The sequence below is a fragment of the Pseudoalteromonas sp. APC 3355 genome, from assembly GCF_030407615.1.
GTDB classification, from domain to species: Bacteria; Pseudomonadota; Gammaproteobacteria; order Enterobacterales; family Alteromonadaceae; genus Pseudoalteromonas; species Pseudoalteromonas distincta.
Window position 1 is genome coordinate 654,916 of sequence record NZ_JASDDB010000001.1, and the last position, 19,925, is coordinate 674,840.

Genomic DNA, 19,925 nt, shown 5'->3' on the forward strand with positions numbered 1-19,925 from the left:
CGTCTACTTATGATTCTGTATGGTGTTTTAGCGTTACTACATGCTCACCTAAACGCTCATGATCAATCGAAAAGTTAGTTTGTAAACTTTCTAGTAAACCTTCAACGTCACCGGCTTTAAATACTCCAGCCACTTTAATACTGGCAAGCTCAGCTGATGAAAGCTCAAAACGTGTGGCTGTATAGCGGCTTACTTCATTTAAAGCATCGCTTAGCTCTTCTCCATTAAAAATAAGCATACCGTTTTGCCATGCCAAATCGCGCTGTACGTCGTTCATTGAAAGCTGCGTAATTGGCTTTGTAACACTTTGCTCAATAACTGCTTTTTCGCCTGAGGTAACAATATTGGCATTAATTTGACGAATTTTTTGCGTGCTATTATCTGCAAGTTGATAATCTTTAAAGTCATTTGCATCAACCGCTACACTTGGGTCGGTGATCATCACTTTGCCTTCAGTAACCACCAGTTCTAAATCTGATGAAGTATTGCGTTGTACATTAAATACCGTGCCTAACGCGGTAAAACTTTTATCACCAGCCATAACACTAAATGGACGCGTGGCATCTTTTGCTACATTAAAGCGCCCTTCCCCACGACTAAGTAATAACTGCCTGCGGCCCTTGCTATAAGCAACTTCTAGTAAGCTATTAGTATTAAGCTGCACTATGGTGCCGTCTGGCAATACATACGTTGCTTGCTCACCTACTTTTGTTTTGTAAATTTTAGTGTAATTAACTTTTGCAAGCTCTTGGTTGTAGCCATTTTCTAAGTTAATTAATAAGTAGCTGCATACCATTAACGCTGCAAATAAGCTCGCTGCAATTGAGTAAGAAAACATCCACTTGTTTTTTGATGTTTTAGTATTGTTTCGCTGAGGAAATAAATGACTTAATTCGTTTAATACTGAAAGCTCATCCCAAAGCTGAGCAAGCTCGTATATAGAGTCTTGATGTGCGGTGCTTTGCATCATCCATAATTTAAATTGCTCTTTTTCATCATCAGTTAAACCACGATCAATCGCGCTTATCCAATCACATGACTTTTCTAAGATTAAGTCTTTTGAATTAAATTGATGAACATTACTCATTCTGCGACCCTCTTAACTGATATAGGATGTGCCTGAGCTTTAGGGTTCGTTTGAGGGATTTGCTCATGTTCACGCATGTACAACATGGTTTGTAACAACCCTTTGGCAATGTGTTTTTCAACAGTGCTTTGGCTTAACTGCATTTGGTCTGCTATCTCTTTTTGGCTCATACCGTAAACTTTTTTTAATATAAAGCATTTACGAATCGATGAGCTTAGTTGCTCAGTAGCTCTACAAAAAAGTAAAAAACGCTCTTTAGATGTGTATTCGTCTTCGAGCTTCATTGATTTGAGTAATACGGGCAATTCGTTATCGTTTTCTAACGAATCATTAAATTTATTGTCCCACTTAGCTATATGGTTGAGTGCTAGATGTTTTGCTGTTTTTAGCATATAACTGCGGGTAAACTGGATGTCTTGTTTTAAATCAGCTTCATAGCTTTTTACAAAAGTTTCTTGCACAATATCTTCTACATCGTCGGGTTGAACAATGCGCGATACAAAACGTTTGAGCTGTTTAGAAATATCAACAAATGTTGACGTGAACTTTACTTTTTTCGTCATCCTTAACATCCACCTGTTGTTATTTTTATTATTAGGGCGTGTTGGCCTTTCGTGGTTGAATTTGCAGCAGTACGTTTGGTATTTAGGCAAGGCAGAGCCTATGTAGTGTGGTTACTCCCCATAAATAGGTGATAACGCAGCATAAATGCCAAACATGCGCTGCCCGTTGGGTTCAATCCACAAAGGTCAACACGCCCCATTAGATTACGAGTTTTTGACATAAAAACAAGCCCAAATGTTAATTCTGGGTTATTTAAATGCATAGGAAGATAAATGAGTAAACTTTTAGATTATATCCGACTTAGTTTCTTTGCATTCGGTTTACTACTTGGAGTGCAAATTCCTGCATTTGTAAGCGATTTTGGCCAAGCACTATCAGCCCAATTAATTGAAGCTAATAATGCCGTTGCGCCTTTTAAAAGCGATGCAGCTAAGTATTTCAATAATGATTTAAATAAGCTAATAAAACACTATCAAAATATTGATGATGAAATTGTGAACAAAGGGGCAAGTAATATCAGTACTCTTTACGAGCGACAGCAAGATTCACAGATAGCCGTAAATAGGTTTGAAAAATCTCCGTATATATTTACTATGATCAGTGGCATGAGCGATATAAAGCAACAAGTATGGCAACGCTTTGAAGGTCAAATCATTTTGAAAAAAGACTCTATTATAGCCGCCATTGTTGCAGCCATAATTGTTGCCTTGCTTGCAGAGCTTACTGGTTATTTATTTTTAACTGGAGTAAAACGCTCATTTAAACACTTATTCGCAGCTCAAAAATAGTGATTTCATAAAATCATAAAATACATCAGTTTTGCGGGTTGTTAAACTATTTTGCGGACGTAAAAACCAAACCGGTGCATCATCTTGTGCCATTACCCCTGGCATAACTTCAACCAAAATACCGTTTTTAAGATCTTCATTAATCGCTATTTTTGACTTAATAGCAATACCATGACCTGCAATAGCAGCTTGTGTCATATTATCGGAGTTTGAAATAGTAAAACGAGTTTTAGCATTAAAGGTATGTATTTTTTTGTGTTCGTCAAAAAGCTTTAACTGGCGTTGCCACGGCAGGCAAACCCAATAATGTTCACTCAATTGCGTTAAATTTTCAGGCATGCCGTACTTTTCTATATAGCTAGGGGCTGCACACAGTATGCGACTATTGTTTACGATTTTACGAGAAAGTAATCCTGAGTCATTTAATTTTCCCACCCTAATTGCAACATCTTGCGCGTCATCAACCACATTTACAAAATGATCCGTTATTAAAAAATCAAGCTTTAGTTCAGGGTAAGCTTGCTCAAACTCATTGAGTTTAGGCATTACGTATTTTGAAAAAACCCAAGGCGGCATGGTCACGCGTAGTAAACCACTCACCGATGAGCTACGCGCGCCAATACTATGCTCAGCATCGTGTAGAGCTTCTATTATAGCCCCCACACGCGTATAAAATATTTCACCTGCGGGAGATAACCGTACTCGCCTGCTATCTCTAAAAACAAGTACTGTAGCAAGCTCACGCTCTAGTTTACTTAAGCGATGGCTCACCGTTGCAGGCGATAAACGCTGCTCGCGGGCAGCAGCAAGTACGCCCTTATTTTCAACTACAGCTATAAATGTTTCTAGGTCGCTTAAATTATACATAAAGATGCCATTGTGCACTTTTCAATGTTTAATATTTTCGAATGAAGCTTTCAGTATTGCAATGTTTATTTAAATATATAAAACACTATAATTGCAAATAGTCTAATTATTGAGGTTCAATCATGAGTTTAAAAGCGCAAATAGATGCCTATAACGTACAAAAAGATGCCAAATTGCCGGCTGACGTTTTGGCACTAATGAACACTACAAACGAAGAGCTAATTGCACAGCATATTAAAGACAATGCATTGCAAATTGGTCAAAAAGTAGAAAACTTTAGCTTAGCCAACCATAACGGCGAAAACATTGAGCTTGCAGATTTATTAAAAAAAGGCCCGGTAATCATTAGTTTTTACCGTGGTGGCTGGTGCCCATATTGTAATTTAGAGCTAAAAGCACTTAACGACTACTTACCACAATTTAAAACTCAAAGTGCTCAGTTAGTCGCAATATCACCACAACTACCTGATGAAACTCTCTCAACTGCACAAAAAAACGACCTTGAATTTGACGTGCTTTGCGATGTGAGCAATAAAGTAGCTGAGCAATTTGGTTTATTGTTTACACTTGATGAGCGTATTCAAGCGTTATACACACAATTTGGTATTGATTTTGAACACTACTACGGCGATAAAAGCTTTAAATTACCGCTACCGGCCACCTATGTGATAAACCAAGAAGGTGTAATTACATACGCATTTTTAAGCGAAGATTACACCCTACGCGCAGAACCTATTGATGTTATGACAGCACTTGAATCGGAGAATAATTAATGTCTATTTTAAAATCGTTAAAAACACTTACTCTTTCACTACTTGTGGGCACAAGCCTTGTATCTGGTTATGCAGTCGCTGATGGACCAAAAGAACAAGCAAAACCTAAAGTGCTTATTTTTGATGTAAACGAAACCCTACTTGATTTAACGTCAATGCGTACCTCTATTGGTAAAGCGCTAGGCGGACGTGAAGATTTATTACCACTGTGGTTTTCAACTATGCTGCACCATTCATTAGTAGATACTGTAAGCGGTAGTTATCACGACTTTGGGCAAATCGGTGTGGCGTCACTTCTTATGGTTGCTCAAAACAACAACATTGATATTACAAGTGAACAAGCTAAAACAGCTATTGTTACGCCTCTTTTAACGCTTCCTCCACACAGCGATGTTAAAGAAGGACTGGCAAAACTCAAAGCACAGGGCTATAAGTTAGTAAGCCTTACAAATTCTTCAAACAAAGGTGTAAAGGCACAGTTTGAAAGCGCTGGTTTAATGTCTTACTTTGATGCGCGTTACAGCATTGAAGATATTAAAATTTACAAACCAGACTTACGTGCGTATGAGTGGGTACTTAAAAAGCTAAACGTAGCACCAAATGAAGCAATGATGGTTGCAGCCCATGGCTGGGATGTTGCTGGTGCAAAAGAAGCTGGCTTACAAACCACTTTTATAGCACGCCCAGGTAAAGCACTTTACCCATTAGCTAAAAAACCAGATCATGTTGTGAAAGATTTACATGAATTAGCCGCTCTACTTAAATAAGTACACGCTGATGAATCAATACCCAAGCGGCCAATGTTAGGATGACATTGGCCGCTTTTTTGTAACTACTCCTAATATGTCTTAGTGTATTTATTTTCATAATCAGTATGTTAAAAATTGAATGTAAACAAAGCATTTAGCCCGCTATGCGTTATTTTATCTGCTAGCAATTTAGTACTCACAACGCTACTATTAAATAAATACGTGGTGGAGAACATAATGAATAGTGAAAGATTAGGTGAGTTTGAGCAGTACTTTCAAATTAATGAAAGTATAAGAGTAAATTTATTCCCCGTATCAAACGGACAAGTTCCTAAATCGCAGCTTGAGCTTGAAGACGACATTCCCCCACTATTTAGATTAGCAAATGAAGTAAGTGAGCTTGAGCAAAGCTCGTTACGCCCACTGCGTAACTTAGGCGATATAGCACAAGAGCTAGCTACTTTTTTACAAGCGCAGTCACGTAAAATAGATTTAATAATGAGCCATATTTTGGCCTCAGAACAAGCCCAAGATAACGCAATACAATGTGATAGCTACGGCGGTGGCGGTATTCGTTTTACATCACCCGAAGTACACTCAATTGGCCAAGCATTTAGAACCAAACTGTTTTTGCACCACGAGGCCTCTGCGGTTTATTGTTACACCGAAGTTGTGGCAGTAGAAAAACAAGATAGCGAACACTACCAATACACTATGCTCTTTACCGCAATTAGAACCACAGACCAAGAACTTATTGTTAGAGCGAGTTTACATGCTCAAACCCGCCAACTTAAAAAACGTCAAGAACTTGATCAAAACCAAGGCGACCTAAACAGTGATAATTAGCTGACATCTTTATGTAAAATGCTAAACTAGCGCCATCTTAATTAGTATATAAAATTCATGAACTTTAGACTTTTACCAGAATGGGCCGAGCAAGACGCTGTTATGCTTACATGGCCTCACAAAGACACCGATTGGGCCGACAACTTAGCGCGTGTAGAACCTGTATATATAGAACTTGCTAAACATATAACAACGCAGCAACAGCTTGTTATTGTGGCGCATAACAGTGCCTTAAAAGTGCATATTACAGCATTACTAAATAGTGCTAACGTCTCTCTTAATCGTGTTCATTTTGTAGTAACGCCTACTAACGATACATGGGCGCGCGATCATGGTCCGCTTACTTGCGCCGCAATTGATTCACCAGAGCAACTAAAAGTATATGATTTTACTTTTAATGGTTGGGGCAATAAGTTTGAAAGCGCATTAGACAATCAAATTAATCGTACTTTGGTAAAAGAGCTAAGTAGCACAAACAACCAATATCAAGCGCTCGATATGGTACTTGAAGGTGGCGGTATTGAAATAAACGAGCACGGTGTGTTGCTAACAACCAGCGAATGTTTGCTTAATAAAAACCGTAACCCTGATTTAAACCCAAATGATATTGAAGCACTTTTGAAAGAGCACTTAGGCGCGACGAGTTTTTTATGGGTTGAACATGGCTATTTAGCGGGCGATGACACCGACAGCCACATTGATACCTTAGTGCGTTTTGCACCAAATAATACCCTTGTATATGTGCAGTGTGACGATAAAACTGATGAGCACTTTAGCGCACTTGATGCGATGGAAAAACAACTAAAAACCTTTAAAACTGCCGATAACACCCCATATAACTTAATTGAGTTACCGTGGCCAAAAGCCGCTTTCGACGATGAGCAAACACGCTTACCGGCTACCTACGCTAACTACTTAATTATTAATAATGCTGTGCTTGTGCCAACGTATAATGATGCCAATGATGAGCGTGCTCTTGCGCAAGTTCAAAAAGCATACCCACAACACACTATTATTGGCGTAAATTGCCAACCAATTATTGAACAATTTGGCAGCCTGCACTGTATTACAATGCAATTACCTCGTGGATTTTTAGCTGGAGCAGCACAATGACAAGCCCTGCAAAATTAACCGTTGCGTTAGTGCAACAAAGCAATACCGATAACGCTCAGGACAATATGGCAAAATCAATAAGTGCCATTCGTGAAGCCGCTCAAAAAGGTGCAAAACTGGTTGTACTCCAAGAGCTACACCGAAGCCTCTATTTTTGCCAAACCGAAAATGTTGACGTATTTGATTTAGCCGAAACCATTCCAGGCCCTAGCAGTAATGCCTTAGGTGAGCTTGCTAAAGAGCTAAGCATTGTTATTGTCGCGTCTTTATTTGAAAAACGCGCTACGGGCCTTTATCACAATACTGCGGTTGTATTAGAGCAAGACGGCAGTATTGCAGGTAAATACCGCAAAATGCATATTCCTGATGATCCAGGTTTTTACGAAAAATTTTACTTTACCCCAGGTGATATCGGTTTTGAGCCTATTCAAACCTCTGTGGGTAAATTAGGCGTGCTAGTATGTTGGGATCAATGGTTTCCTGAAGCTGCACGTTTAATGGCAATGGCTGGCGCTGAGGTATTAATTTACCCAACCGCTATCGGTTGGGATCCTAACGACGATTCGGCTGAGCAAACTCGTCAAAAAGATGCGTGGGTTATTAGCCAGCGTGCCCATGCTGTTGCCAATGGCGTGCCGGTAATTAGCTGTAACCGCGTTGGCCATGAAAGTGACCCTAGTGAGCAAAGCGAAGGTATTTCGTTTTGGGGCAATTCGTTTATTGCAGGCCCACAAGGTGAACTATTAGCAGAGGCTAATAATACTGATGAGCAAATTTTAGTAGTAGAAATTGATCAAAAACGCTCAGAAAACGTAAGACGTATCTGGCCTTTCTTACGTGACCGAAGAATTGATCACTATAAAGACCTAACAAAAATATACCGAGACTAAGTAACCTTAACTCAAGATGGCTCTTACTTGCTAAGAGCCAACTATAAATGGAGTAATAAATGGCGTTTGAGCAATGGGCAGCCTTGCCTTGGGTAAAATCTCATAAAGATAAAATTCAATGGGGCCAGCTAAGCGGAAGTGGTTTAAGTATTGCTATTGCTGAAGGCGTTAAACAACAAGATAACTTAGTCTTAATTGTTACGCCTGATACACCAAGTGCACTGCGCCTTGAAACAGAATTAGAATATTTATTACCCGATAACCCAGTCATGGTATTTCCTGATTGGGAAACTCTGCCATACGATCATTTTTCTCCCCATCAAGATATTATTTCAGCCCGTTTGGCCACTTTAAACACCTTAAAAAAAGAACAACAAAGTGTGTTAATTGTGCCTGTATCTACTTTAATGTTGCGCACAGCCCCGGCCTCATTTATTTACGGTTCAACAATAAACTTTAAAGTAGGCGACAAACTAGACACTCATAACTTTCGTGATAACTTAGAGCAAGCTGGTTATTTAAATGTTCAACAAGTAATGGAGCACGGCGAATATGCTATACGCGGCTCAATCGTTGACTTATACCCAATGGGTAGCCCACACCCATTTAGACTCGACTTTTTTGATGACGAACTCGATACCATTCGCTTATTTGATGTAGAAACACAGCGCTCTGATGAAAAAGTAGATAAAATTGAGCTACTTCCAGCGCATGAATTTCCTACTAACGACGCTGATATTGAACGTTTTAGAATAAGCTACCGTGAAAAATTTGGCGCAAGCTCGCAGCAAGATTCAGTATACATGCAAGTAAGCAAAGGTAACTGGCCTGCAGGTATTGAATACTACATGCCATTATTTTTTGAAAAGCTCGCGACTATTTTTGACTACCTGCCAGATACAACAACCGTTATGCAGCTGGGTGATTTAGAGCACGCGGCAGATAACTTTTGGCACGATGTAAATGTACGCTATGAAAACCGCAGAGTTGACCCACTTCGCCCATTACTTGAACCTAATGCGCTTTATCAGCCAATTGAAGAGCTATTTTCTAATTTAGGCAATTTTGCACGTATTAGATTATCCCTTGCAAAGCTTGGCACTAAAGCAGGTAATAAAAACTTAAGCGTTAGCGAGCTGCCAGCCATTCGAATTGATCATAAACAGCATGAACCTTATGGCGCGTTTATAAATTATGTAGCAGAGCAAAAAAAGAAAAAAGGCCGCATATTACTCAGTGTTGAATCGGACGGTCGTCGCGAATCATTGCTGAGCATTTTAAAGCCAAGCGGTTTAAAATTTAAAGAATTTGAAACACTCGAACAATTTATAAAAAGTGCAAGTGATGTAGGCTTAATAGTAAGCCCGCTCGAGCAAAGTGTAGTACTTGGCACTAAACCAAGCCTTTCCATTATTACCGAGCAAGAACTACTTGGCATAAAAGTATCTCAGCGCAGACGCCGCAAGCACAAGTACGAAGCCAGCCAAGATGCGCTAATCCGTAATTTAGCCGAGCTTAAAGAAGGTCAACCTGTTGTGCATCTCGATCATGGTGTTGGCCGTTATCAGGGGTTGCAAACAATTGATGCTGCAGGTGTAGTTACTGAATTTGTAACAATTACTTACGCAAGTGAAGCTAAACTTTACGTGCCAGTATCTGCATTGCATATGCTTAGTCGTTACTCTGGCGGTGAAGAAGCCAGCGCCCCGCTGCATAAGCTTGGCTCAGATGCATGGGAAAAAGCAAAAAAACGTGCGGCTGAAAAAGTTCGCGATGTCGCCGCTGAATTACTCGACATTTATGCTCAGCGCCAAGCAAAGCCTGGTAATAAATTTACTCTAGACGCCCCTGCATATCGTCAATTTAGCGATAGCTTCCCGTTTGAAGAAACAGACGATCAGCGCAACGCCATTGAAGCCGTATTAGGTGATATGCAATCAAAACAAGCCATGGACCGCTTAGTGTGTGGTGACGTAGGCTTTGGTAAAACAGAAGTGGCCATGCGCGCTGCTTTTGTAGCAGTTAACGATGATAAACAGGTAGCCATTTTAGTACCAACTACCCTGCTGGCTCAACAACACTATGAAAACTTTAAAGACCGTTTTGCTGATTTTCCTATTGAAGTAGGTGTGCTTTCGCGCTTTAACTCCACTAAAGAGCAAAAAGACACACTTGAAAAAATGGCCAATGGTAAGCTCGATATAGTTATTGGCACGCATAAACTTATTCAGCAAGACATTAAATTTAACGATTTAGGCTTATTAATTGTTGATGAAGAACATCGCTTTGGTGTTCGCCAAAAAGAGAAAATTAAAGCACTGCGCGCTGATGTAGACATACTCACACTGACTGCAACGCCAATACCGCGTACACTCAACATGGCCATGAGCGGCATGCGCGATTTATCAATTATCGCAACGCCGCCTGCTAAACGCTTAGCGGTTAAAACTTTTGTACGCCAACGCGAAGTAGAACTAATACGCGAAGCGGTACTGCGAGAAATTAAACGCGGTGGCCAAGTTTACTTTTTACATAACAACGTAGAAACTATTGAGCGTGTTGCACAAGAAATTAGTGAATGGGTACCTGAAGCCAGTGTGACTACAGCCCATGGCCAAATGCGCGAGCAAGAGCTTGAGCAAATAATGACTGACTTTTACCATCAAAAATACAACGTGCTGGTATGTACCACGATTATCGAAACCGGTATTGATGTGCCTACGGCTAATACCATTATCATGGACAGAGCAGACAAACTCGGCCTTGCCCAGTTACACCAATTACGTGGACGAGTTGGTCGAAGCCACCATCAAGCGTATGCCTACTTACTAACAGGTGATCCTAAAGCGCTTTCTAAAGATGCGAGTAAACGCTTACAAGCAATTGAATCATTAGAGGATTTAGGTGCAGGCTTTGCCCTCGCTACACACGACTTAGAAATTCGTGGTGCGGGTGAGCTACTTGGCGATGATCAATCAGGCCAAATGCAAACCATCGGCTTTAGTTTATATATGGAAATGCTCGAACAAGCAGTAAATGCGCTGCGTGAAGGTAAAGAGCCAACGCTTGAAAACCTACTTCAAAAACAAACCGAAGTAGATTTAAAGCTGGCTGCATTATTACCTGATGACTACATACACGATGTTAATGCACGCTTGGGTATGTATAAGCGCATTGCAAGTTGTGCTAACCTTGATGATATGGATGAACTTCAGGTAGAACTAATAGACCGCTTTGGTTTACTACCTGATGCGGCTAAAAACCTATTTAGCCTACAATTATTAAAAATGAAGGCTAGTAATTTAGGTATAACTAAAATTGAGGCAAACCCAAAAGGTGGTTACTTTGAGTTTAGCCAAGATACCAAGGTTAACCCTAGCTTCATCATTGGCTTGATACAAAGTGCGCCTAAGGTGTACAAAATGGATGGCGCAAATAAACTGCGCTTTGCAATTAGTGAGGCAAATGCCCGCGAACGCTTAAAAATGGTCACTGCAATGATTGCAGATTTCGAAAAAAAGGTTAGCCATTAATGTTGCTAAAAAAATCGCTTATTGTTTTATGCTGCTTATTTAGCAGCACTGCATTTGCAGAACGCTGGTTTGAGGTTGAGGTGCTTGTATTTAAACAGCGCCCTGCCCCGTATTTACAAGAAGACTTTAGCCTTAAGCACAAAGCTATCGAAGATAAAAATACGTTAGACTTACTGACCCCTCTTTACACTGAACAAGCAATGCAGGCCTGCATAGATGGCGATGAGCGTTTTCAAAAACGCACTTTTACTGATTCATTAGTTAATTCAAACCCGCAATCGGGTGTATGTGACAACAGTATTAACTACCTACAAAGCTACGATGAGCTACCTGTAACGCCTTTAGCACCCGCTAAAGATGATATGCAGCAAACCTATTTATTAGCGCCGCAACAGCTGCAATTCAAAGCGCAGTATAGGCAACTAGACCGCAAAGGCTTAACACCTATTCTACATACTGGCTGGCGCTTTGAAGGTGCAAGCAAGTCACGCGCCCCAAGCATACATTTAATAGCGGGTAAGCATCTTAAAAATGAACCCAATGTAACACCTAGCTATTCAAATCCTGATTTTGTAAGTTTATTGAATTCACAACCGGCGCTATTTAACGACCCAGATCAATCAAAAGCAGAATGGGAACTAGACGGTTTATTTAAAATACATTTACGACATTATTTATACATAACAGCTAATTTTGATATTAGCCAAAAGCTAGAAAACGGCGATATAGAGTCAGCCCGTTTTTCTCAGTTTAGACGTGTAATTAGTGGTGAAGTACATTACTTTGACCATCCACGAATGGGCATGATTGTCCAGATCAGAAAATTCAAACATTAATATTAAGTAGGATATAACAATGAAAAAACTCCTTATCATCGCAGCTACATTAAGCCTTGCGGCTTGTTCTAAGGTAAGTCTTGAAAATTATGAAAAAATTAAAGTAGGCATGGATAAGACTGAAGTTGAAACTATTTTAGGCAGTGCTGATAACTGTGTTGAAAAAACACTGCATACTAACTGTATATGGGGCGATGAAGCAAAAAATATCGAGATCACACTAGTATCAGACAAAGTAACTTTATATAGCAAACATGGCTTAGCTAATAAATAAACTGACCAAATATTAGGGGCTGATTGTATCAGCCCCTTTTTAAATTAATATAACTCATTTTTTGGAGTAGATAAGCTCAATATTAACGATTTTACTGCGATTTAACGTTATTTTATAGCGTTGATAGAGTGTTTTATCTTCCTCAGTTAGAACAAGTACCATGTTTAATTGATAACGCCTTTCTACAGCCTGCTTAGAAATTTTATTACTGTCTAAATGATATAGCTTCCCTTCACCACGTTTTAAATAACGTGCAAATGGTGCAAGATTAAATTGTAGCGTGTGCTGTAGTGTATCGTAGCCGGGCAAAAATTCTTTCGCACTAACACGTGTCTCACTTGCAAAGTGTAACCACTGCGCAGCTTGTTTATTTTGTTGACGACGTTTTGAAAAAATAGATTTCACTTCTTTAGGTATTTTTTTAAAGCGCATGTATTCAAGCCAAATTAACTGACTCGCTACTTTGTCTTTGGTAATACTATTTTTAAAACTAAATCGCCACTTAGGTCGCCCTTGTACAATGGCTCGCCAAATCATACGTGTAATATCCTCTTTAAATATTTCACGTAGCCCGTAAATAACCCCTAAAATTAAAATAAGCGTCGCGGTGACTTCCGTAAACGTTGAGCGGGCATTAAGTATCACAACCATCACAAATGCCATGATAACAGCTGTTACAGTGCCTTTAACTAATCGTTTAAGGTAGCTGTTAAGAAACCGCGTTTGACGCTGTAATATTACGCCGTGCTCAATTAAGCGTTGTAACAAGCGCATTTTATTTGTTATTCGATTTGCGTCTTGCATAGTGGTTTCAGAGTTGTAGCTTTTCTCTGCTCGATACGTATTTTCGCTTTTACAAAACTGCAGTAAATCGTTACGCTCTTTTGCATAATCGCTACTACGTGGGCCTTCATCTAAAAGCTTTAAAAAAGATTGCTCAACATGCCAACTTAAATAGTTATCAGCATTGGTAAAAAATGGCAGTAGTTTTTCGTCATCTGGTGTGTAGCGACGCAGCTTTTTTAAAAGCCCTTCGCTTTGCTCATATACCTCGTTAGCACGTTTATAAAAGTCTTCGGCTTCATCAATTTTTAACGCGTCTTTTATATCGGCATCAAGGGCTAAACGTACTTGGTAACAAAATAAATTAAGGTTTTGCCGGTAATCTTGTTGCTCACCTTTGTTTTTACTAACAAAACGGCTTCGCACTAAAGGCAAATGTATATTGTTAGCGTTATACGCTAAGTGTGATTTAAAGTGGTTATTAAAATAAGATTCTTCGGTAAGTGTTTGCGGATTAATCCCCATTTCATTAGGGATAGAAAAATACAGATCTATGCGCTGTTCAGAACGAGGAGTTAGTTCTGGTTCAATGACAAAAGATAAGTTTTCATCTTGTTTTAACAATCAGTTCTCCTTCTAAAATATCGTTTTAGTGTACTTGTCTCCTTTATTTTGTTCAATAAAAAAGGCTCAGTAAATACTGAGCCTTAATAAGATTAATGTGCTAGTTAAAATTTAACGTTTACACCAGCAAATACACGACGGCCAAGTACATCATATGTGTACGGGTCAGTATTAGAATCGTTGTTACCTGAGTAGTATGGTGGTTGCTTATCGAATAAGTTATTTACACCCGCAGTTAACGAAACCATGTCACTGATAAAGTAAGAACCGCTCACATCATGGTAAACAACAGATGGTGTTGTTGGTGCATAACATGTAGATTCTTTACCTAAACAGCTGTAGCTATCCATTCCTGCAATGTAACGTGCTTTGTAGTTAGCAGACCAAGCATCACCTTTAACATCTAGCTCAAAGTTTGCTTTTACGTCAGCATAACCACCTATACCAGAAGTAATTAAACCAGCGTAATCAATGCTTGATTCAATAACATCAACAGTGTACTCGTCAAGGTAAGTAACATCTAATGACGTATTCCAAGCAAGGTCTGCTAAATCAAATTTGTAATTTAAGTTTAAGTCATAACCTTTTGTTTGCTCATAACCTACGTTTTGTAGTTGGTTATTAAACGCGATACGACCTGTACTTTGGTTAAAATCGATATTTGCTGAACTACAAAGTGCTGTTGATTGATTCGCTAAAGAGCCATCTGTTGCAAGACATGAATCAACAATGTATTGGTTGTTTACTGTAGCAATAGCGTTTTCGATTTCAATGTCGTAGTAATCTAACGTCATTGAGAAACCTTCAAACCATTCTGGTTCGTAAACTACACCAACGGTAACTGTATCAGCTAATTCAGGTGTTAATTGGTCATTACCACCAACGGTTACTTCAGCCTGATCTTGTGCACCGGTGAAGCTAACTTGCTCATAAGATGGAGAATCACCTGAGTATAGCTCAGCGACTGTAGGAGCACGGAAAGCTGTAGAACGAACACCACGAAGCATTAATTCGTCGTTTACACGCCAAGTTAAACCAAGTTTCCACGTTTCATCAGAACCAAATGTGCTGTAATCAAAAGCACGGATCGCAGCGCTTAATTCTACATTTTGTGCAAGATAAGCATCTGCAACTAAAGGAATAGCCAGCTCAAGGTATGCTTCGTTTACATCAAAACGACCGCTTGTTGCATCAACGCGTGGGTCATTTGCAAGACCTTGTGAAGTGATCGAATCTGGTGTGTACCACGCTTTTTCTTCACGGCGTTCAAGACCTGCAGCAAAACCTACAAAGCCCGCAGGTACTTCCATTAACTCACCAGAAAGCGCAGCTGTAATCATAAATAATTGACTGCCGCCTGAGTTTTGCTCAGTGTAAACATAATCACTAAATCTACTGCTTGACCATGAAGCTTGTGAAAGTGGGTTAAAGTTACCAGCTTCAATTTCGCTTTGAATTGAACCCATATTGTGAAGGTTGCTTAAGCGATCTACTGAGTCATTACGACCAAAAATTACTGATGTATCCCACTCTAAACCGTTATCTAAATAACCTGCAGCACCGATAACAGAACGAACTGTATCAACTACTTGAGATGAATCACGTGTACCAGTGTCAACCATACGACGGCCGTAAGAAACTTCATCACCGTAATTAATATTTTGGTCGATTAAAGAATCACCCATCCACTCAGCGTAGTCAAAGTCGAACCATACTGGTTGAGGTGCTAATTGCTGCTCTGACCAACGTTTTGAGTATGTAAATTCAGAGTATAAACGCGTGTCATCAGTTAAATCAAAACTACCAATACCTGTAAGGTTTAAACGACGCATTGGCGTGTATAAGTAGCTAGATTGCGAATAGTTGTAAGCATCACTAGTACCAAAGTCGTGCCAACCATTATCAGCTTGACCTTGTAAAGATTCATCACCTGACCAAACATGGCCATTAGGAGTATAAGAAGAACCAGAACAGTATGGAGCACTGCCATCGCCATCTTCAGTTAATGGACAATCAGAAAAGCTACGATCAGCCTGAGAAGCATCGCCACGGTCTGTATACTGCAAACCGATTACAACGTTACCACGACCGAAGTTACCACCCATTGTAATATCAAAAGACGTTTCATCTGCGTCACCTTCAGTAGTGATTGCTGATTTAACATTAAGGTCTAGGCCTTCAAAGTTATCTTTTAAGATAATATTTACAACACCCGCAACAGCATCAGTACCATAAACAGCAGATGCGCCATCTTTAAGTACTTCAATATGCTTGATCATAGATACTGGGATAGTATTTAAATCAACTGTAGAAGCTGCGCCTGTACCTGAGTTGATCATACGGCGGCCGTTTACAAGTACTAAAGTACGTTGTGAACCTAAACCACGTAAATCAATTGATGCATTACCACCAGAACCATTATTGATACCTGGGTTTGTCATTGCGCCGCCTGTAGCGGTCATTTTTTGTAGTACAGAATCTACTGATACTGCGCCTGAAGCAGCAATATCGTCAGCACCGATAATAGTAACTGGGCTAGCGGTTTCCATATCTGCGCGCTTAATGCGAGAACCCGTTACTTGAATTTTTTCGATTGCTTGTGCTGAGTCTTCAGCAGCAAGAACTTGCACACTTGAGAACATTGGAAATGCTGCGATTACAGCTAAACCAAGAGTTGATTTTTTCATGAAAGAACCCTACTTGTTGGAAATTTACCTTTATTGGTAATGCTCACTTTTTATTAGAATAGTGAGTCAGGTGGGCAACTTAGGCGCCTTTAACTGAACGAAAACTTAACGGCAGCTCAATTTATATCAAGAAATAAAATGGAATAACCATAGTAGGTACATAGGTTACATTATGTTTCAGTGTTAATTAATAAATACACTTTAAAAACAACATCTTGAAAAGATAAGGAAACATTAGAAACACACCTGAAACCAAAGTGATTCACTTTGTAATCAAATGTAATTAATTGAACTATGTACCAAAAACAGACAAATTAACAACTTAATCACAGCACATTATTAAAACCGCAAAACTAAATGTTAATTAATAACCATATTTATGCATACTTGGTGCTTAAATAGTCTTATTTAGCCTCTTTGGAAGGTTTTTTGATTAGATTTTTTATTCAGTCGTAATTAAAGTTGAACTTTTTGAGAGCACTTATTCACTATTGAAGTTTTGTCAGTATTAAAACCTAAAAAGGCAATTTTATTGATCTTGTCACTCAAATAATCGTATGTATAAGAAAACGAACTCACATCAAAAATGTAAGCTGTATACAAGAGTTTGTTGTCGCAACTTTAATACGTTACGTAAAATGAGTAATTGAGTGTTTGTATTACAGAGGTGGCATTATCTTTAACGGTTAGTTCTAAATTCCAAAGCATATTTTGCTCTGAACAAATACCAACCATAGTATTACTTTGCCAAACATCATTATGTTTTTTAAATTTTTGGGGAATGTAACCCATGTACATAGTGATGCCTTTAAGCTTGGCATCTTCAATTGTAACGTTTGCAGGTAAGTCACTAAAGATAGTAAATGGGGTTTCGGGGGAAAGGTTTTTCTCGCTTAACCATACTTTAACATCATTTGAAAAAGTACACGGTAAATTGGCTTCGCACTGGGCGTTTTTAAGAAATTTTTCATCTGTATTTTTAGAAAAATCACACGCTGTTAATAAAAAAAACACCACAGTGAATAAACTTAACCTATATATAAGCATAACAATTTCGCACTAAAGAAAAGCAAATACTAATAATCGTGACTGTAAATAACAAGTCCGAGTGTTACTATTAGACCAAATTAGGCACAAACTGTATCAAAAAATAAACAACAAGCTCACAAAATTTGATTGATGTCATAATTTTATGTAATTGACCTATCTTTTTTAGGCCAAAAAATTTATCATTTCACCCGCAAAAAATAAGGGTTTCTCAAGTTTTTTTTCTGAAGTTTTCATGTATTGAAAGTTTTAGGTAACACGCTTGAGAAAAATAGTAGGCCCCACTTTTAATAGTGGGTAATTCATTTCTAAACGCATTTATTGCAGCGGAAGCCAGAAAATGAGCCAAACAGTAGCATCACAAACTGAGTATAACTATAAGGTTGTACGCCAATTCGCTATTATGACAGTGATTTGGGGCATCGTTGGCATGAGTATTGGGGTTCTGATTGCTGCCCAATTAGCTTGGCCAGCACTTAACTTTGATACACCATGGTTAACTTACTCTCGACTACGTCCGTTACACACGAACGCAGTAATTTTCGCATTTGGTACTAGTGCACTGTTTGCGACGTCTTATTACGTCGTACAACGTACTTGTCAAACGCGTCTTTTCTCAGACAAACTCGCCGCCTTTTCATTTTGGGGCTGGCAGCTAGTTATTGTATTAGCAGTAATTACATTACCACTTGGTATTACTAGCTCAAAAGAATACGCAGAACTTGAATGGCCAATCGATATTTTAATCGCTGTGGTTTGGATTGTTTACGCTATTGTATTCTTTGGTACTTTAATCAAGCGTAAAGTGTCGCACATTTATGTTGCTAACTGGTTCTATGCTGGTTTTATTATTACTGTTGCAGTACTACACATTGTAAACAGCATGGCAGTGCCTGTGTCGTTAACTAAATCATACTCAATCTACGCAGGTGCGGTAGATGCTATGGTTCAGTGGTGGTACGGTCATAACGCTGTAGGTTTCCTATTAACTGCTGGTTTCTTGGGTATGATGTATTACTTTGTACCAAAACAAGCAGGTCGCCCAGTTTACTCATACCGTTTATCGGTAGTTCACTTTTGGGCATTAATTTCATTATACATCTGGGCAGGTCCTCACCACCTTCACTACACTGCACTTCCTGATTGGACGCAAAGTTTAGGTATGGTTATGTCTATTATCCTATTCGTACCGTCTTGGGGTGGTATGATTAACGGTATTATGACCCTATCAGGCGCATGGCATAAACTGCGTACTGATCCAGTACTACGCTTCTTAGTTGTTTCATTGTCTTTCTACGGTATGTCTACGTTCGAAGGCCCTATGATGGCAATTAAATCTGTAAATGCGTTATCTCACTACACAGATTGGACAATCGGCCACGTACACTCAGGTGCACTAGGTTGGGTTGCTATGATTTCAATTGGTGCTATTTACCACTTAATTCCTGCGTTATTTGCGCAAGGTCGTATGTATAGCGTTAAATTGGTTAACACCCACTTCTGGTTACACACTGTAGGTGTTGTTTTATACATTGTTGCAATGTGGATCTCTGGTGTAATGCAAGGTCTAATGTGGCGTGCGGTAAATGCCGACGGTACATTAATGTACAGCTTTGTGCAGTCTTTAGAAGCGTCGCATCCTTTCTACATTATGCGTTTTGTAGGCGGTGTATTCATCGTAACAGGCATGTTAGTTATGGCTTATAACGTTTTCCGTACAATTTCAGCTGAGAAAGAATCTCTGAAGTTAGACGCGCAAGCACAATTAGCATAACGGAGTGAGATGATGAGCAATAAAAATTCACAAAACAAACATGAAATAGTAGAAAAGAACGTTGGCCTTATGGCTATTCTGACTGTTTTTGCTATCAGCTTTGGTGCATTAGTGGAAATTACTCCGCTAATGTTCCAAGACGACACAACTAAACCAGTAGAAGGCCTACGCCCTCTTAATGCTTTAGAAATGGAAGGCCGTGACATATATGTACGTGAAGGTTGTTATAACTGTCACTCACAAATGATCCGCCCTTTTCGTGATGAAGTTGAGCGTTACGGTCACTACTCTGTAGCGGGCGAATCAGTATGGGATCACCCTTTCCAATGGGGTTCTAAACGTACTGGTCCTGACCTTGCTCGCGTTGGTAAACGTTACTCGGACGATTGGCATTATGCTCACTTAGTTGACCCACGTGCTGTGGTTCCTGAGTCGAATATGCCAGGTTTTCCTTGGTTAGCAGAGGATAAGGTAGATACAAGCCTGACTCTGAAAAAACTACAAATTTTCCGTGATACTTTTGCTATTAACCCAGAAAACCCTAAACACCCGGGCCTAGGTTATGGCAGCGACGAAGAACTTAAAGCTGATGTTGAAAAAGTTAACGCTATGAATAACGGCGAAGGCGCAACAGAAATCCAAGCTCTAATCGCGTATTTACAGCAACTTGGTACCCACTTGAAGTAAATT

18 protein-coding genes are annotated in these 19,925 nt (G+C 39.4%); 11 read left to right on the top strand and 7 right to left on the bottom strand.

The genetic code is table 11. The annotated features are described in order from the left end of the window. Positions 1 to 7: 7 nt before the first annotated feature. The 3 genes from QMA08_RS02855 to QMA08_RS02865 all read right to left on the bottom strand — a co-directional run bounded on the left by QMA08_RS02855 (position 8) and on the right by QMA08_RS02865 (position 1,871). Entirely contained in the window at positions 8 to 1,087 is a 1,080-nt protein-coding gene (locus tag QMA08_RS02855) for a FecR domain-containing protein (RefSeq protein WP_002961493.1), read from the bottom strand. Then, entirely contained in the window at positions 1,084 to 1,650 is a 567-nt protein-coding gene (locus QMA08_RS02860) for an RNA polymerase sigma factor (RefSeq protein WP_182725168.1), read from the bottom strand. Before QMA08_RS02860 ends, QMA08_RS02855 begins: the two co-directional genes overlap by 4 nt. A 98-nt stretch (positions 1,651 to 1,748) precedes the next feature. Continuing rightward, the gene (locus tag QMA08_RS02865) at positions 1,749 to 1,871 is read right to left on the bottom strand and encodes a hypothetical protein (protein WP_290173641.1); all 123 of its coding nucleotides are present in this window, start codon (positions 1,869 to 1,871) and stop codon (positions 1,749 to 1,751) included. 52 nt (positions 1,872 to 1,923) lie between these two features. Between QMA08_RS02865 and QMA08_RS02870 the strand changes: the two genes are divergently transcribed. Then, complete coding sequence (locus QMA08_RS02870) at positions 1,924 to 2,439, top strand: DUF2937 family protein (protein WP_290173643.1); 516 nt, start codon at positions 1,924 to 1,926, stop codon at positions 2,437 to 2,439. Here QMA08_RS02870 and QMA08_RS02875 read toward each other — a convergent pair. Beyond that, complete coding sequence (locus tag QMA08_RS02875; protein ID WP_002961497.1) at positions 2,419 to 3,306, bottom strand: LysR family transcriptional regulator; 888 nt, start codon at positions 3,304 to 3,306, stop codon at positions 2,419 to 2,421. The two genes, QMA08_RS02870 and QMA08_RS02875, sit on opposite strands and share 21 nt — an antisense overlap. Positions 3,307 to 3,428: 122 nt before the next feature. Here QMA08_RS02875 and QMA08_RS02880 point away from each other — a divergent pair, with 122 nt between their 5' ends. From QMA08_RS02880 to QMA08_RS02915, 8 genes are all read left to right on the top strand, one after another. Then, the gene (locus QMA08_RS02880) at positions 3,429 to 4,079 is read left to right on the top strand and encodes a peroxiredoxin-like family protein (RefSeq protein ID WP_039490073.1); all 651 of its coding nucleotides are present in this window, start codon (positions 3,429 to 3,431) and stop codon (positions 4,077 to 4,079) included. Next, a complete protein-coding gene (locus QMA08_RS02885; RefSeq protein ID WP_039490075.1) occupies positions 4,079 to 4,846 on the top strand; it encodes a haloacid dehalogenase type II in 768 nt (255 codons plus the stop codon). The genes QMA08_RS02880 and QMA08_RS02885 overlap by 1 nt, the downstream gene beginning before the upstream one ends. A 219-nt stretch (positions 4,847 to 5,065) precedes the next feature. Continuing rightward, a complete protein-coding gene (locus QMA08_RS02890) occupies positions 5,066 to 5,674 on the top strand; it encodes a PilZ domain-containing protein (RefSeq protein WP_002961502.1) in 609 nt (202 codons plus the stop codon). Between the two features lie 57 nt (positions 5,675 to 5,731). Then, a complete protein-coding gene (locus tag QMA08_RS02895) occupies positions 5,732 to 6,787 on the top strand; it encodes an agmatine deiminase family protein (protein WP_290173648.1) in 1,056 nt (351 codons plus the stop codon). Further along, positions 6,784 to 7,677, top strand: coding sequence for a carbon-nitrogen hydrolase (locus QMA08_RS02900; RefSeq protein ID WP_290173650.1), 894 nt, complete (start codon positions 6,784 to 6,786; stop codon positions 7,675 to 7,677). The genes QMA08_RS02895 and QMA08_RS02900 overlap by 4 nt, the downstream gene beginning before the upstream one ends. 59 nt (positions 7,678 to 7,736) lie before the next feature. After that, complete coding sequence (mfd, locus tag QMA08_RS02905) at positions 7,737 to 11,210, top strand: transcription-repair coupling factor (protein WP_290173652.1); 3,474 nt, start codon at positions 7,737 to 7,739, stop codon at positions 11,208 to 11,210. Beyond that, on the top strand, positions 11,210 to 12,046 hold the full coding sequence (locus QMA08_RS02910; RefSeq protein WP_138488892.1) for a peptidoglycan binding protein CsiV: 837 nt from the start codon (positions 11,210 to 11,212) through the stop codon (positions 12,044 to 12,046). The genes mfd and QMA08_RS02910 overlap by 1 nt, the downstream gene beginning before the upstream one ends. A gap of 19 nt (positions 12,047 to 12,065) precedes the next feature. Continuing rightward, the gene (locus tag QMA08_RS02915) at positions 12,066 to 12,320 is read left to right on the top strand and encodes a hypothetical protein (protein ID WP_002961511.1); all 255 of its coding nucleotides are present in this window, start codon (positions 12,066 to 12,068) and stop codon (positions 12,318 to 12,320) included. Between the two features lie 54 nt (positions 12,321 to 12,374). Here the strand turns inward: QMA08_RS02915 and QMA08_RS02920 are convergent, their stop codons facing one another. The 3 genes from QMA08_RS02920 to QMA08_RS02930 form a co-directional block, all read right to left on the bottom strand. Further along, complete coding sequence (locus QMA08_RS02920; protein WP_024597376.1) at positions 12,375 to 13,727, bottom strand: hypothetical protein; 1,353 nt, start codon at positions 13,725 to 13,727, stop codon at positions 12,375 to 12,377. 104 nt (positions 13,728 to 13,831) lie between these two features. Further along, on the bottom strand, positions 13,832 to 16,414 hold the full coding sequence (locus tag QMA08_RS02925) for a TonB-dependent receptor (RefSeq protein ID WP_290173657.1): 2,583 nt from the start codon (positions 16,412 to 16,414) through the stop codon (positions 13,832 to 13,834). A gap of 621 nt (positions 16,415 to 17,035) precedes the next feature. Next, positions 17,036 to 17,461 carry a hypothetical protein gene (locus QMA08_RS02930; RefSeq protein ID WP_290173659.1) on the bottom strand — a complete coding sequence of 142 codons (426 nt, stop codon included), beginning with the start codon at positions 17,459 to 17,461 and terminating at the stop codon, positions 17,036 to 17,038. A gap of 340 nt (positions 17,462 to 17,801) precedes the next feature. Between QMA08_RS02930 and ccoN the strand changes: the two genes are divergently transcribed. Together ccoN and ccoO are read left to right on the top strand one after the other, a co-directional pair. Further along, positions 17,802 to 19,235: a cytochrome-c oxidase, cbb3-type subunit I gene (ccoN, locus tag QMA08_RS02935; protein ID WP_002961515.1), complete on the top strand. Its 1,434-nt coding sequence runs from the start codon at positions 17,802 to 17,804 to the stop codon at positions 19,233 to 19,235. Between the two features lie 12 nt (positions 19,236 to 19,247). After that, positions 19,248 to 19,922 carry a cytochrome-c oxidase, cbb3-type subunit II gene (gene ccoO / locus QMA08_RS02940; RefSeq protein ID WP_024597379.1) on the top strand — a complete coding sequence of 225 codons (675 nt, stop codon included), beginning with the start codon at positions 19,248 to 19,250 and terminating at the stop codon, positions 19,920 to 19,922. The last annotated feature ends 3 nt before the right edge of the window (positions 19,923 to 19,925 follow it).

Bases quoted from the DNA above. Each gene is read 5' to 3' on its own strand.
- QMA08_RS02885 (WP_039490075.1), top strand. From the start codon at position 4,079: ATGTCTATTTTAAAATCGTTAAAAACACTTACTCTTTCACTACTTGTG.
- ccoO (WP_024597379.1), top strand. From the start codon at position 19,248: ATGAGCAATAAAAATTCACAAAACAAACATGAAATAGTAGAAAAGAAC.
- QMA08_RS02875 (WP_002961497.1), bottom strand. From the start codon at position 3,306: ATGTATAATTTAAGCGACCTAGAAACATTTATAGCTGTAGTTGAAAAT.
- QMA08_RS02890 (WP_002961502.1), top strand. From the start codon at position 5,066: ATGAATAGTGAAAGATTAGGTGAGTTTGAGCAGTACTTTCAAATTAAT.
- QMA08_RS02855 (WP_002961493.1), bottom strand. From the start codon at position 1,087: ATGAGTAATGTTCATCAATTTAATTCAAAAGACTTAATCTTAGAAAAG.
- QMA08_RS02870 (WP_290173643.1), top strand. From the start codon at position 1,924: ATGAGTAAACTTTTAGATTATATCCGACTTAGTTTCTTTGCATTCGGT.
- QMA08_RS02915 (WP_002961511.1), top strand. From the start codon at position 12,066: ATGAAAAAACTCCTTATCATCGCAGCTACATTAAGCCTTGCGGCTTGT.
- QMA08_RS02925 (WP_290173657.1), bottom strand. From the start codon at position 16,414: ATGAAAAAATCAACTCTTGGTTTAGCTGTAATCGCAGCATTTCCAATG.
- ccoN (WP_002961515.1), top strand. From the start codon at position 17,802: ATGAGCCAAACAGTAGCATCACAAACTGAGTATAACTATAAGGTTGTA.
- QMA08_RS02910 (WP_138488892.1), top strand. From the start codon at position 11,210: ATGTTGCTAAAAAAATCGCTTATTGTTTTATGCTGCTTATTTAGCAGC.
- QMA08_RS02880 (WP_039490073.1), top strand. From the start codon at position 3,429: ATGAGTTTAAAAGCGCAAATAGATGCCTATAACGTACAAAAAGATGCC.
- QMA08_RS02930 (WP_290173659.1), bottom strand. From the start codon at position 17,461: ATGCTTATATATAGGTTAAGTTTATTCACTGTGGTGTTTTTTTTATTA.
- QMA08_RS02865 (WP_290173641.1), bottom strand. From the start codon at position 1,871: ATGTCAAAAACTCGTAATCTAATGGGGCGTGTTGACCTTTGTGGATTG.
- QMA08_RS02895 (WP_290173648.1), top strand. From the start codon at position 5,732: ATGAACTTTAGACTTTTACCAGAATGGGCCGAGCAAGACGCTGTTATG.
- mfd (WP_290173652.1), top strand. From the start codon at position 7,737: ATGGCGTTTGAGCAATGGGCAGCCTTGCCTTGGGTAAAATCTCATAAA.
- QMA08_RS02860 (WP_182725168.1), bottom strand. From the start codon at position 1,650: ATGACGAAAAAAGTAAAGTTCACGTCAACATTTGTTGATATTTCTAAA.
- QMA08_RS02900 (WP_290173650.1), top strand. From the start codon at position 6,784: ATGACAAGCCCTGCAAAATTAACCGTTGCGTTAGTGCAACAAAGCAAT.